The sequence below is a fragment of the Catellatospora bangladeshensis genome (assembly GCF_016862575.1).
Taxonomy (GTDB): domain Bacteria; phylum Actinomycetota; class Actinomycetes; order Mycobacteriales; family Micromonosporaceae; genus Catellatospora; species Catellatospora bangladeshensis.
Window position 1 is genome coordinate 44,587 of the sequence record NZ_BONF01000003.1, and the last position, 12,177, is coordinate 56,763.

General features: G+C 73.4%; 10 protein-coding genes. 5 read left to right on the forward strand and 5 right to left on the reverse strand.

Annotated elements, in window-relative coordinates:
* The first annotated feature begins 38 nt into the window (after positions 1-38).
* The gene (locus tag Cba03nite_RS01605; RefSeq protein WP_203740861.1) at positions 39-1,454 is read left to right on the forward strand and encodes a flavin-containing monooxygenase; all 1,416 of its coding nucleotides are present in this window, start codon (positions 39-41) and stop codon (positions 1,452-1,454) included.
* Entirely contained in the window at positions 1,451-2,233 is a 783-nt protein-coding gene (locus tag Cba03nite_RS01610; protein ID WP_203740863.1) for an alpha/beta hydrolase, read from the forward strand. Before Cba03nite_RS01605 ends, Cba03nite_RS01610 begins: the two co-directional genes overlap by 4 nt.
* A gap of 9 nt (positions 2,234-2,242) precedes the next feature.
* On the opposite strand, the gene Cba03nite_RS01615 is transcribed toward Cba03nite_RS01610, so the two are convergent.
* Complete coding sequence (locus Cba03nite_RS01615) at positions 2,243-2,806, reverse strand: hypothetical protein (RefSeq protein WP_203740865.1); 564 nt, start codon at positions 2,804-2,806, stop codon at positions 2,243-2,245.
* A 195-nt stretch (positions 2,807-3,001) separates the two neighbouring features.
* Here Cba03nite_RS01615 and Cba03nite_RS01620 point away from each other — a divergent pair, with 195 nt between their 5' ends.
* Complete coding sequence (locus Cba03nite_RS01620; RefSeq protein WP_203740867.1) at positions 3,002-3,685, forward strand: lysophospholipid acyltransferase family protein; 684 nt, start codon at positions 3,002-3,004, stop codon at positions 3,683-3,685.
* A gap of 14 nt (positions 3,686-3,699) precedes the next feature.
* Here Cba03nite_RS01620 and Cba03nite_RS01625 read toward each other — a convergent pair whose 3' ends face one another.
* On the reverse strand, positions 3,700-7,086 hold the full coding sequence (locus Cba03nite_RS01625) for an adenylate/guanylate cyclase domain-containing protein (RefSeq protein ID WP_203740869.1): 3,387 nt from the start codon (positions 7,084-7,086) through the stop codon (positions 3,700-3,702).
* 198 nt (positions 7,087-7,284) lie between these two features.
* Between Cba03nite_RS01625 and Cba03nite_RS01630 the strand changes: the two genes are divergently transcribed.
* Entirely contained in the window at positions 7,285-7,563 is a 279-nt protein-coding gene (locus Cba03nite_RS01630; protein ID WP_203740872.1) for a hypothetical protein, read from the forward strand.
* Positions 7,564-7,629: 66 nt separating this feature from the next.
* On the opposite strand, the gene Cba03nite_RS01635 is transcribed toward Cba03nite_RS01630, so the two are convergent.
* Together Cba03nite_RS01635 and Cba03nite_RS01640 are read right to left on the reverse strand one after the other, a co-directional pair.
* Entirely contained in the window at positions 7,630-9,291 is a 1,662-nt protein-coding gene (locus Cba03nite_RS01635) for a cellulose binding domain-containing protein (protein ID WP_203740873.1), read from the reverse strand.
* A 227-nt stretch (positions 9,292-9,518) separates the two neighbouring features.
* Positions 9,519-10,163, reverse strand: coding sequence for a Crp/Fnr family transcriptional regulator (locus Cba03nite_RS01640; protein ID WP_371821606.1), 645 nt, complete (start codon positions 10,161-10,163; stop codon positions 9,519-9,521).
* 247 nt (positions 10,164-10,410) lie between these two features.
* Here Cba03nite_RS01640 and Cba03nite_RS01645 point away from each other — a divergent pair, with 247 nt between their 5' ends.
* Positions 10,411-11,301 carry a phosphotransferase enzyme family protein gene (locus Cba03nite_RS01645; RefSeq protein WP_203740877.1) on the forward strand — a complete coding sequence of 297 codons (891 nt, stop codon included), beginning with the start codon at positions 10,411-10,413 and terminating at the stop codon, positions 11,299-11,301.
* 50 nt (positions 11,302-11,351) lie between these two features.
* Here the strand turns inward: Cba03nite_RS01645 and Cba03nite_RS01650 are convergent, their stop codons facing one another.
* Positions 11,352-12,176, reverse strand: coding sequence for a DUF1028 domain-containing protein (locus Cba03nite_RS01650; RefSeq protein ID WP_203740879.1), 825 nt, complete (start codon positions 12,174-12,176; stop codon positions 11,352-11,354).
* Position 12,177 lies beyond the last annotated feature (1 nt).

The window sequence follows — 12,177 nt, forward strand, 5'->3', positions numbered from 1 at the left end:
AAAGATGCTCTGCGTCTTACGAGTGGTGGAGGTCGTGAGTGACGTACTCAGCCGGCTACGGCGACCCCGAATCGGGCGGTCCCGCGACCGCGTGGCGCGACGGGTGGCCGGTCTACGACCGCAGCGGCACGGTGTGCGTCATCGGCGCGGGCCCCAGCGGGCTGACCGCGATGAAGAACCTCAAGGAGCAGGGGTTCGGCGTCGACTGCTACGAGCGGGAGACCAGCGTCGGCGGCGCCTGGAACTGGCGGCACGACCGCAGCCCGGTGTACTCCAGCACGCACCTGATCTCGTCGAAGCCGTTCAGCCAGTTCCCGGACTTCCCGATGCCGGACAGCTGGGCGGACTACCCCAAGCACACCCAGGTGCTGGAGTACCTGGAGCACTACGCCGACCACTTCGACCTCAAGCCGCACATCTGGTTCGGCACCGAGGTGGTCAAGGTGGAGCCGGCCGAGGGCGACCGCTGGGACGTGACCACGCGCAGCACCGGCGGCTACGGCGGCGAGCGCATCCACCGCTACGCCGCGGTCGTCATCGCCAACGGGCACAACTGGTCGCCCAAGCGCCCGGAGTACGAGGGCCTCGAGGACTTCAAGGGCGAGGTGATCCACGCCGCGCAGTTCAAGGACGCGGCGCAGCTGCGCGGCAGGAAGGTGCTGGTCGTCGGCGCGGGCAACACCGGGTGCGACATCGCCGTGGAGGCGGCCCAGCAGGCCGCCAGGTGCTGGCACTCCAGCCGCCGCGGCTACTGGTACACCCCGAAGTACGCCCTGGGCCGCCCCGCCGACCAGGTGAACGACACGATGCTGTGGCTGCGCCTGCCGCTGCGGCTGCGGCAGCTCATCGCGCACCGCACGCTGAAGACGACGGTCGGCGACCTGACCCGGTTCGGCCTGCCCAAGCCCGACCACAAGATCTTCGAGACGCACACCATCACCAACAGCCAGCTGATCTACTACCTGGGCCACGGCGCGGTGACCCCCGTGCCGGACATCGCCCGCTTCCACCGCAACAGTGTGGAACTCAAGGGCGGCGAGGTCATCGAGCCGGACCTGGTCGTGCTGGCCACCGGCTACCACCCGGTGTTCGAGTTCATCGACGGCAACCTGCTCGGCGTCGACGCGTCGGGCCGCCCGCGGCTGGCCATGCACGCCTTCCCGAAGCGGCTGCCCACCCTGGCCGTGGCGGGGCTGCTGCAGCCCGACTCCGGGCTGTTCCCGCTGGTGCACTGGCAAATGGTGGCGTTCGCGAGGCTGCTGCGCATGCGCGAGGCGGCGCCGGCCAAGGCGGTGGCGGTGCAGCGGCGGCTGGAGGCGGAGCTGGACCGGAAGTGGACCGGGGCGAAGGTGCAGGGCACCTCGCGGCACTGGTTCGAGATCAGCCACACCGTCTATCTCAAGGCCATTCAGCGCCTGCTCGACGAGCTCAGCCTTGAGGGGGCCGTGAAGTGAAGGTCATCCGGACCCGCGAGTGGGCGTTCCCCGTCGCACCGGCCCGGCGCGAGGTGCGCCGCGCCACCCCCGAGGTGGACGAGGGCAGGCCGCCGCTGCTGTTCGTGCCCGGCTTCGGCCACGGCGCGTGGGTGTTCGCCGAGCACTGGCTGGAGCACGCCGCCGACCGCGGCTTCCCGGCGTACGCGGTGAGCCTGCGCGGGCACGGCGAGAGCGCGGCCGCGCCGAAGGCGACGCTGCGGGCGTACGCCCACGATGTGGCCCAGGTCGCGGCGTCGCTGCCGCGACGCGCGGTGATCGTGGGACACGGGGCGGGCGCCCTGGTCACGGCGCACGCGCTGGCCCGCTACCCGGCCCGCGCGGCGGTGCTGCTGTCGCCGGTCTTCGGCGGGGCGGGCACCGCCCTGCGCAACCCGATGCTGTCCCTGCCGGCCCTGTTCGGCGGCGGCCTGCGCCTGCCCGCCGGGCAGCTGTTCAGCCGCGAGCTGCCGGCCGGCGCCGCGCGCGGGTACGCCACCCGGCTGGGCCGTGCCTCGGCCCGCGCCCAGTGGCAGCTGCTGCGCGGCCGGACCCCGCAGCCGCCGGTCGGCGACCCGCCGGTGCTGGTGGTGGGCAGCCCGGACGACCGCATCGTGTCCGATGCGGCGCTGCGCCGGGTGGCGCGCGCCTACGGCGGGGCCCCGCTGCTGTTCCCGGGCATGGGGCACGACCTCATGCTGGACGTGCGCTGGCGCGAGCCGATCGACGCGATCCTGGACTGGCTGGAGAAGTCGGCTTAAGCGCCGGCTTCAGACCACCGCCCCGTCGTCGGGCGGCAGCTCGTCGTCCTCGTCGCCGGGGCGCAGCCGCATGATCAGCGCGGTGGCGCCGCCCAGGATGCAGATCAGCGCGAACAGCATGCTCACCCGCTCGTTGAAGGGCAGCAGCCGGGTGTCGAAGAACAGCACGAAGCCGAAGATGATGGCCAGCACGGACACGATCGCCGCGAGCGGGACCCGGGGCAGCGGCGGGGGCGGCGGCGGCACGAACTCGTCGGGCGTGTCGTCGGGCAGCCCGCCGCCGAACGTGTCGAGCGAGTCCAGCAGCGACGGGTCGTCGGGGCCGACGGCCCTCGGGTCGCCCGTCGGGCCGCCGCGGTTGAGGATCGGGCCGCCGGCCGGCCACACCGGCCCGGCGGGCACCGGGGAGCCGGTCTGCTCCTCGGTCGCGGGCCAGGTGGGGGTCACCACCGGCGTGTCGAAGCCGGCGACGATGCGGGCGAACTCGGCGTCCACCTGCTCCGGCGTCGCCTCGTTGCCGGGCCCGGGGCGCGCGGGTTCCGGCGTCCGGTCCGGGTCGTCCGTGGCTGGCACCTGGCACTCTCCTCAGCGGGATGGGGGGTCGTGGCGGGGCCGGTGGGCACCGCATCAAATCCTGACACGTGAACCGGGTGTTCCGGCAGTAGGCTCTGCGGCGTATGCCACACACCCGGCACGTTCCGGCGGGCCGCCCCGAGCCGGTATGAGCGCAGTCACCCCACGTACGCCGATCGACTTGGACGGGTCCCAGTGTTCTACTGGCTGCTGAAATACATCTTCCTCGGCCCGCTGCTGCGGTTGATCTTCAGGCCGCAGGTCGAGGGCCTGGAGAACGTGCCCGGCGAGGGCGCGGCCATCCTCGCGAGCAACCACCTCTCCTTCTCCGACTCCATCTTCATCCCGCTCGTGGTGAAGCGGAAGGTCACCTTCGTGGCCAAGGCGGAGTACTTCACCGGCAAGGGGATCAAGGGCAGGCTGCAGAAGATGTTCTTCGTGGGCACCGGCACCATCCCGGTGGACCGCTCCGGCGGCCGCGCCGCCCAGGCCGCGCTGAACACGCAGCTGCGCGTGCTGCGCGGCGGGAACATCGCCGGCATCTACCCCGAGGGCACCCGCTCGCCCGACGGCCGGCTGTTCCGGGGCAAGACCGGGGTGGCCCGGCTGGCTCTGGAGAGCGGCGCCCCGGTGGTCCCGGTGGCGGTGCTCAACACCGACAAGGTGCAGCCCTCCGGCAAGCTCATCCCCAAGATCATGAAGGTGCGGCTGCGCTTCGGCCGGCCCCTGGACTTCTCCCGGTACGCCGGGATGGCGGGGGACCGGTTCGTCGAGCGCGCGATCACCGACGAGATCATGTACGAGGTGATGGAGCTGTCCGGCCGGGAGTACGTCGACGTCTACGCCGTGAAGGTCAAGAACGTACCGGCGGCGGCCTGATCGGCCGAGGATCCTCAGCCGAGCAGCCCCGGAGCGCGGTTGCGGTCGGCGAACTCGCGCAGCTCCGCCTGCTCCGCCGGGTCGAGCCGCCCGGCGCGCGCCGCCCAGGCCAGGGACAGCATGCGGTCGCTGGCGTCGCCGATCCGGGCGAAGTGCGCCGCCGCCGCCGCGTGGTCGCCGGAGACCGTGGCCAGCGCCGCCCGTACCCAGGGCGTTCGCCGCGGCGAGCGGCCCAGCATCGTGCGCACCTGCTCCCGGGCGCCGTCGCCGAGCACCGTCGCGGCGTGCCCGGCCGCGGCCACCCACTCGCCGAACGGCAGCATGACCCGAGCCTGCCAGTCGGCGTCCAGCTCGGCCAGCAGCGCGGCGGCCTCCTCGGCCCGGCCCTGCAGCGCCCGGCACAGCGCGGCGTGCGCCGCCGCGCCGCGCAGCACCCGGTGGAAGCCGCTGCGCCGGGCGTAGTAGAGCACCTTCTCGATGGCGTCGTCGTCGGGCTCCTCGCCGCGCAGCACCAGGATCCAGGACGAGGTCAGCACCGAGGTCGCGTCCCACTCGGCGGCGTTGGCGCGCATCGTCTCGCCGATCGCGCGCACCTGGGTGTCCCAGTCGCCGGCGAAGTACGCCTCGGCGGCGTCGCCGTGGAAGTTGGTGGCGAGGCTCAGGCCGCCCGCCACGTCGACGGTGCGCTGCTCGGCCAGCAGCCGGTAGTGCCGGCGCAGGTCGCCCTCCTCGAGGCAGGCCCAGGCGAAGTTCTGCACCACCCGGCGGCGGCTGGTGAGCCGCTGGTCGCGGCAGTGCTCGGTGAGCAGCTCCAGCTCGCTGTAGCCGGTCGGGTCGCCCGCGATGTAGCGCGCGGTGGCGGAGGTGATGCGGGCGTTGGCGTGCACCTCGGCGAGCCCGAGCCGGTCGGCGATGTCGGCCGCGGCCTCGGCGGCGGCGATCGCGGGCTCGGCCTCGTAGTTCATCATGTGCACCCGGGCCAGCTCCAGCAGTGCCTCGGCCTTCTCCAGGGTCTCGGGCAGCTCCTCGTAGCGCTCGACGGCCGCGTCCAGGTAGGACAGCGTCGCGGCCCGGTCGGCCCGCCCCCAGGCGGCCGTGCCGAGCAGGGTGAGCGCGCGGGCGGCCCCGGCCCGGTCGCCGAGGGCGTCCAGCTCCTCGGCCAGCTCGCCCAGCCGCTGCAGGCCGCCGCTCTCCAGGAACGTGTCCCCGGCCCGGAACAGCGACAGCTCGGCGGCGAACAGCTCCAGCAGCGGGTCGTGCGCCAGCTTCAGGCTCAGCGCCCGGTCGACCAGCGTGCTCGCGGTGTCCAGCGCGTGCAGGGCGTACGCGCGCCGCGCGGCGCGGTGCAGGGCGGCGCGGGCGGCCGGGGCGTACGGCTCCGGGTCCATGCCCAGCGTGCGGGCGATCTCGTGGGCCGCCCAGCGGTGGTTGGCCAGCACCTCGGCCAGGTCGGTGACCCGGTTGTCGGTGATCTGCTCCAGCCAGTCCGCGGTGCGCTCGTGCCGGGTGACCCGCTCCGAGCGGGGCAGCCGCTGGTAGCAGACGTCCCGGACCAGCACGTGCCGGAAGGCGTACTCCGGCTCGCCGGCCATCGCCGAGGTCGGGTGCTCGGCGACGAGGTCACGCTGCTGCAGGCGCTGCAGCGAGCGGGTCACCACGTCGACCGGGATGCCCAGCGCGGCGGCCACCGCGCCCGGCCAGAACTGGTTGCCCACCACGGCGCCCGCCTGCAGCACCGAGCGGTCGGTGGCGTCCAGCAGGTCCAGGCGGTTGGCGATGACCGCCTGCACGGTCTGCGGCATCGGCGTGGTGTCGCCGTCGGCGGCCAGCGCCCAGTTTCCGCCGACCGGGCGCAGCTCGCCGCGCTCGACCAGCATGCGGACGAACTCGTGGGCGTAGAGCGGGTTGCCGCCGGCCAGCTCGACCAGCGGCGCGACCCCGGCGGCGGGGAAGACGGCCTGCCCGAACATCAGCCGGTACATGGCGGCGATGTGCTCGTCGTGCATGGGGCCCAGCGACACCGACACCGCGCCGCTGACCGCGCTGGTCCAGCCCGGCCGCCGCTCGCGCAGCTCCGGCCGCGCGGTCGCGACGACCAGCAGCGGCACTCCCGGGCCGATGCTGCCGAGCATCTCCACGAAGCGCAGCATCGCCTCGTCGGCCCAGTGCATGTCCTCGAAGACCAGCACGGTCGGGTTGGCGGTGGTCATCGCCAGCAGGAAGCGGCGCCAGGCCGACTCCGTCTCGGCCGGGGTGAGGCCCGCGCCGGGCAGGCCGACCAGCGGGCCGAGCGCGTCGCCGAGCCGGGCCGCCTCCTGCTCGCCGCACATGACGCGCAGCGTGCTGTCCAGCCGGGCGCGGGCGGTCGCCTCGTCGTCGGTGTCGAGGATGCCCACCTGCGCCTTGACGATCTCGGCCAGCGCGGCGTACGTCACGTTCTCGCCGAACGGCGGGCAGTGGCCGACCCGCCAGCACACGGTGGTGTCCGGGATCCGCTCGGCGTGCCGGGCCAGCTCGCGCAGCAGCCGGCTCTTGCCGATGCCGGCCGGGCCGAACACGGTGACCAGCTGCGGGCTGCGGTCGCGGATGGTCCGGTGCAGCGCGGTGACCATCAGCCCGCGCTCGTGGTCACGGTTGACCATCGGGGTGGACTCGTCGCGGTCGCGCCGCTGCAGCCGCGCCGCCACGGCCAGGAACACCCGGCTGCTGGTGCTGCGGCCCTTCAGCGTCTGCGGCGCCTGCTCGTCGTACTCGATGTCGGCGGCGGTGACCGCGGCCGTCTCGGCGCACACCAGCACCCCGCCGGCCGGCGCCGCGGCCTGCAGCCGGGCCGCCGTGTTCACCACGTCCCCGGCCACGATGGCCTGCCCGCCGTCCCGCGCGGCGCTCACGTCGACCAGCGCCTCGCCGGTGGCGACCCCGGCCCGGAAGGTCGCCGCGTCGGCCAGCCGGCCGCGGCCCAGCACCCGCTGCGCCTCCAGCCCGGCCCGCACCGCGCGCAGCGCGTCGGTCTCGGTGGCCACCGGCGCGCCGAAGATCGCCATCACCGCGTCGCCGATGTACTTCTCCACCACCCCGCCATGCTGGCGGACCACCTGGCGCACCGCGGCGAAGTACTCCTGCTGCAGGGTGCGCACCTGCTCCGGGTCCGACTGCTCGGCGTACGCGGTGAAGCCGACCATGTCCACGAAGAGCACGCTGACCTGACGGCGGTCCTCGCGCCGCGGGGCGGCCTGCGCGGCGGCCACCGGGTTGCCGCAGCCGGTGCAGAAGAGGTCGCCGAAGGCCACCGTACGTCCGCAGTGGACGCAAGGTGGCGTGAGGCTGGCCCCGCAGCCGCCGCAGAACCTGTCGTCCGGGCCGGCTGCGCGGGAGCAGTGCGCGCAGGTTGGGGTGTTCACGTCTCCGCCAGGTCGCCGGAGGTCCAGTATGGCCCGACCCCCAGGGCTGTTTCCTTACCGCTGTAGCTAACGCGACAAGGGGCCCGCGCCAACACCGCCGCGCGGTTAGAGTTTCGTGCACTGACAGACCGCGGCCTCGCGCCGCGGTTTCGTGTGGTCGTTAACCGATCGATGGTCGTGCGTGGGAGGCCGAAAGCGATGTTGGTGCGACTGGCGCTCGCCTGGACCGATCCCTTCGGGATCGCACACGGCGTGGGCGAGCTTGTGGACATCGACGCGGTCACCCTCGCCGAGCTGGAAGAGCAGGGAGTGGTGGAGAACATGACGGAGGCACCCAAGCCCACGGTGGAGTCGAGCGCGTGGGTCGGCCCCGGCGCCCCGCCGAAGGACGACGAGCCGATCGAGCAGAACGGGTGGGTCGGCCCCGGTTCGCCGGGTTCGGGCGACCCGGAGCCGGAGCCCGACCCGGAGCCGTGACCCGCGCCGCGGGTGTTAGCACGGGTGGACAGGGGCGGGCCGCGGCCCGCCCCTGTCGCTGTCCGCTCAGCTCGCGGCGCAGGCCACCCCGTTGAGCTTCACGTTGCTCGGCGCGGTCGACGGCCCCGAGCCGGTGAAGCTGACCGTCCAGCTCTGCGCGGGAGCGAGGTGCGGCGCCCAGCCGGGCGCGGTCACCGTCACGTTCGCGCCGCTGGTGACGAAGGTGCCGTTCCAGCCGTTGACGATCACCTGGCCGCTGCCCAGCGTGAAGGTCAGCACCCAGTTGCTGAACGTGGTGCTGCCGGTGTTGGTCACCACCAGCGAGGCGTTGTAGCCGTTGGGCCACGAGTTGTCGATCCGGTACACCGCCCGGCAGCTCGTCGGAGTCTGCGGGCTCGGCGACGCGCTCGGGCTCGCGCTGGGGGACGGGCTGGTGCTGCGGCTGGGGCTCGGCGACGGGCTCGCGCTGCGGCTCGGGCTGGCCGACGGTGACGGGCTCGCCGAACGCGACGGGCTGACGCTCGGCGAGGGGTCGACGACCCCGCTCTTGGCCTTCATGTTCAGCGAGTGCTGCCGGAACACCGCGTGCTCCGGGCAGCCCTCACCGGAGTCGAAGCCGCCGCAGTTGCTGTTGGCCGGGAACCACCAGAACGCGTCGCCGTCGCCGCCCGACGCCTCCATCTCGGCGTACATCTCGGTCCACCACTGCGTCTTGTTGTCGTGCACGTTCCACTCGCCGAGGAAGAACGGCTTGCCGACGACCGTGTGGGCGTCGCTGATCCAGCGCTTCAGCAGCGCCCGCGCGGTGGTGAAGTTGAGCCCCGCCCAGCCCTCGGTCGGGTACATGTGCCCCGAGGTGAAGTCGATGTACGGCGAGGACTGGATGTAGGTCCACGGGCCGCCGGAGTCGCCGCCGTAGCCGTACTTCGTCTCCTGGCCCTCCTGGCCGGTGCCCAGCAGGTGGTTCGGGTCCAGGCTCTTGACCAGCGCGCCCATCTCGTCGACCCACGCCCGCAGGGTGGTGCCGGTGGTGTTCTCGTTGGGCGTGGCGTCGGGGTAGCGGGGCTCGTTCATGAGCTCCCAGGCCAGGATCGTGGGGTCGTTCTTCCAGGCCACGCCGGTGAAGGAGTTGGTCCGGCCGAGGGCCTTGGTGACGTAGTTCTTGTACTGCGTGAAGCAGCCCGGACAGGCGGTCTTGTTGAAGAAGCGCCAGCGGTTGGCGTAGCCCGTGGGCAGGCCCTCCCAGGCGAGGCGCTTGTCGATGCCGCCGTACGCCTCCCAGAAGTTCTCGAAGACGGGGATGAGCCGGATGTTGTGCTCACGCGCGGACTTGATCACGTAGTCGAAGAGGATGAACGCCTCCTCGGTGTAGACGCCCTCGGCCGCCTCGAAGCCCATCCAGTCCTCGTGGCTGAACATCCACAGCCGCAGCACCGACACCTGGTCGTTCTGCAGCCGGGTCATGTGGGCGTCGATCTTCGCCTTGTCGACGTACTGCTCGCCGGGCAGCCAGTCGTAGCCGAAGGTGAACACGTCGTAGGTGTTGGTGCCGGCGAAGTAGAACGGCTTGCCGTCCAGGCAGAACCGGATGCCGCACCGGGTGACGAAGCTGTCGCGCGGGTCGGCCGCCTGCGCGGCGGGGGACCCGACGAACGGCAGCGCCAGGGCCAGCGTGGCCGTGACCGCCGCCAGCGCGGCCAGCAGGGCACGCCGTGGGGAACGGGACATGGGGACTCCTCAGGGGAAGCGTCCGTCCACAACGATGCGGGCACATCGGGCGGTGCGAACGGACGTCGATGGAAGCGCTCCCATGCTAGAGCCAAACACCGCCGAGGTAAAGCGGTTCAGTACAGCTCGCCGCCCTCGGCCTGCCGCCCGCAACGGTGGAAGACTCGCGGCCTCAGAGCGTGTGTCTGAGGCCGCGAGTCTTCAAGTCGTGCGAGTCCGCCGACGCGTCAGCGGTCGGTCATGCCGGCGCGGCGGCGCAGGGCCGGCACGTCCATCACGACGATGCGGCGGCCCTCGGTGCGCAGCCAGCCACGGCTGGCGAAGGAGCCGATCGCCTGGTTCACGCTCTGCCGCGAGCCGCCCGCCATCTCGGCCAGCTGGCTCTGGTTCAGCTCGATCGTGATCATCGGCGCCTGGCTCTCCCCGGCGAGCCGGACCAGCGTCTTGGCGACGCGGCCGGGCAGGTCGAGGAACACGTGGTCGGCGTTCTGCTCGGTCAGCCGGCGGATCAGCGCGCCCAGCGAGCGCATGACCGCGTCGAGGATGCGCGGATTCGAGTGCACCAGCTCCATGAAGGCGCCCCGGGACAGCGCCAGCGCGGTGCAGTCCTCCAGCGCCTCGCAGGACGCCGAACGGGCCGAACCGTCCAGAAGGGACACCTCGCCCAGCACGTCCGGCGGGCGCAGCACCGACAGCACCGCCCGCTCGCCGGTGGGGGAGGTGCGGAAGATGGCCACCGATCCCCGCTTCAGCACGATGAGCGACTCGCCGGGGTCGTTCTCCACGAACAGCAGCTGCCCCTTGCGGAAGGTGCGCGGCACCGCCGCGGCGATCACCCGCTGCCGTACCTCAGGCTCCAGACCAGCGAACATGTCCACCCCGGTGAGCGCGTCCGCGGCATCCGGAATGCGAATCTCCACCGCCTAACCCCTTCCGTTTCCCACCCCCACCGACGCACACGGTCGTGGCGGTCGGCGAACCCTGGACAGATCATCGCTTGAGCGAGCCGCCACGTCCACTCCGTGGGTCTCCATCGTCGAGTGTCCATCGACAGATCTGCCGTATCGCAGACACCCGCGACGGATACGACACCGCGCATGCACATGTGATAATCCGCCCGTGCTGGCTGACGATACGATCCGCACCGCGCTTCGTACCGCATGGCACCTTCAGCCGGACGGCTGCACTCCGCTGGACGGTGGGACGGCCGGCTCGGCCGGGTCGGTCGTGGCGGGTGGCCGCCGGTATGTGGCGGCGCTGGTCGCGGCCGTGGACCGGACCCGGTTCGAGGCCGGGCTCGCCGCCGCCGAACGTCTCGCCCGGCAGGGCCACGACGCGGGCGCGCCCGTCCGCGCGGCCGACGGGGCTCTGTGCGTGCCCGTCGGCGACCGGCTGCTCGCGCTGCTCGAATACGTTCCCGGCCGGCCGCTCGACGGAGCCGACCCGGTCGACCAGCAGTGGTGGGGCGACCGCCTGGGCGCCGCGCACCGGGCACTGGCCGGTTTCCACCATGCCGGGCTGCCCGCCTGGCACGGGCTGCGCCCCGACGCGCCCCATCTCGCGGTGGCGGCGTGGCTCGGCCCGGCGGTCGCCCGTGCGGTGCACGCGATGACCAAGCTCCAGGTCACCGACCGGCTCACCGTGGGCACGCTGCACGGCGCCCCCCGGCCCGCGGCCTTCCGGCTCGACCCCGACACCGGCCGGATCGGGCTGGTCAGCTGGGGCTCGGTGCTGTCCGGGCCGCTGGTGTACGACCTCGCCGCCGCGGTGCGGCACGCGGGCGGGCCGGAGCGGGCCCGGGAGCTGCTGGCCGCGTACACCGCGACGGGCGCGGTGCCGGTCGCCGAGATCGAGGGCAGCCTGGACACCATGCTCCGGTTCTGCTGGGCCGCCGAGGCCGACGCCTGCGCGCGCCTGCTGGCCGGCTGCCCCGGGTCCGAGCCGGACCGGGCGGCCGTCGAGCGCGGCCGGGCAGGCCTGGACCAGGCACGCGCGGCCCTGCTCGACTGAGGGCCGCGGGGCCGCCGGGCGTGGGCGCGGGATGGGTCGGCGGCCGGTGATCAGGCGCGGAGGTGGGCCAGGACCAGGGGGTCGAGGTGGCCGGGGACCATGCGCTCCTCCAGGTTCTCGATGCCGGCCCAGCCGGCCAGGGCGGCGTCGAGATCGGAGTCGGTGTGGCCGCGTGCCGCCAGCAGCTCGCGCACCTCGTCGGCGAGCGCGCCGTCGAGCGGCAGCAGGGTGTCCGGGTCGGGCCTGCCGAACAGCAGCGTGTGCACGTCCAGCAGCCGGGCCAGCTCGGCGCACGGGTCGGGGTGGTCGTCGACGCGCAGATCCACCAGCACGTCACTGGTGCCGCCGTAGCCCTGGCCGGGCGCGACGACGTACACCGCGGCGCTCTGCCGGCCCCGGCGGTCACCACCGGCCGCGTCCCCGGCCCGCAGCGCCGTCAGCAGGCGTGCGGCGAGCGGGGCGGCCGGGTCCGAGGCCAGCCAGGCCTGCTCCATGGCGGCGACGACCTCCGGTCCGGTCAGGATGTTGCCCTGGATCGCGTACCCGTCGCCGGTGACGCCCCCGGCCCAGGCGTGGCAGCCGGTGCCGGTGAAGGTGGCGCCGTCACCCGCGGCGCCGACCACGCCGAGCTGCCGCTGGGCCCGCCCCGGGTCGGCGGCGGTGAGCCCGGCGACCACGTCGGCCGCCAGGGTGCCGGTACGCAGCATCGCCAGCCCCTGCGGCCGGTAGGCGAGGTTGGCGTAGGACTGGGTGGCCAGCGCGCCCACCCCGGCCTCGGCCGCGGGCACGACCGCCCCGGCGGCGAGGAACTTACTGGCCACGGCGACCCCGTGTGCGACCCCGTCGGCCGAGCGCGCGACGATCGAGAACGTCATG

Excerpts from the sequence above, each read along its gene's own strand:
- Cba03nite_RS01630 (WP_203740872.1), top strand. The coding sequence starts at position 7,285 with ATGTTGGTGCGACTGGCGCTCGCCTGGACCGATCCCTTCGGGATCGCA.
- Cba03nite_RS01635 (WP_203740873.1), bottom strand. The coding sequence starts at position 9,291 with ATGTCCCGTTCCCCACGGCGTGCCCTGCTGGCCGCGCTGGCGGCGGTC.
- Cba03nite_RS01640 (WP_371821606.1), bottom strand. The coding sequence starts at position 10,163 with ATGTTCGCTGGTCTGGAGCCTGAGGTACGGCAGCGGGTGATCGCCGCG.
- Cba03nite_RS01650 (WP_203740879.1), bottom strand. The coding sequence starts at position 12,176 with ATGACGTTCTCGATCGTCGCGCGCTCGGCCGACGGGGTCGCACACGGG.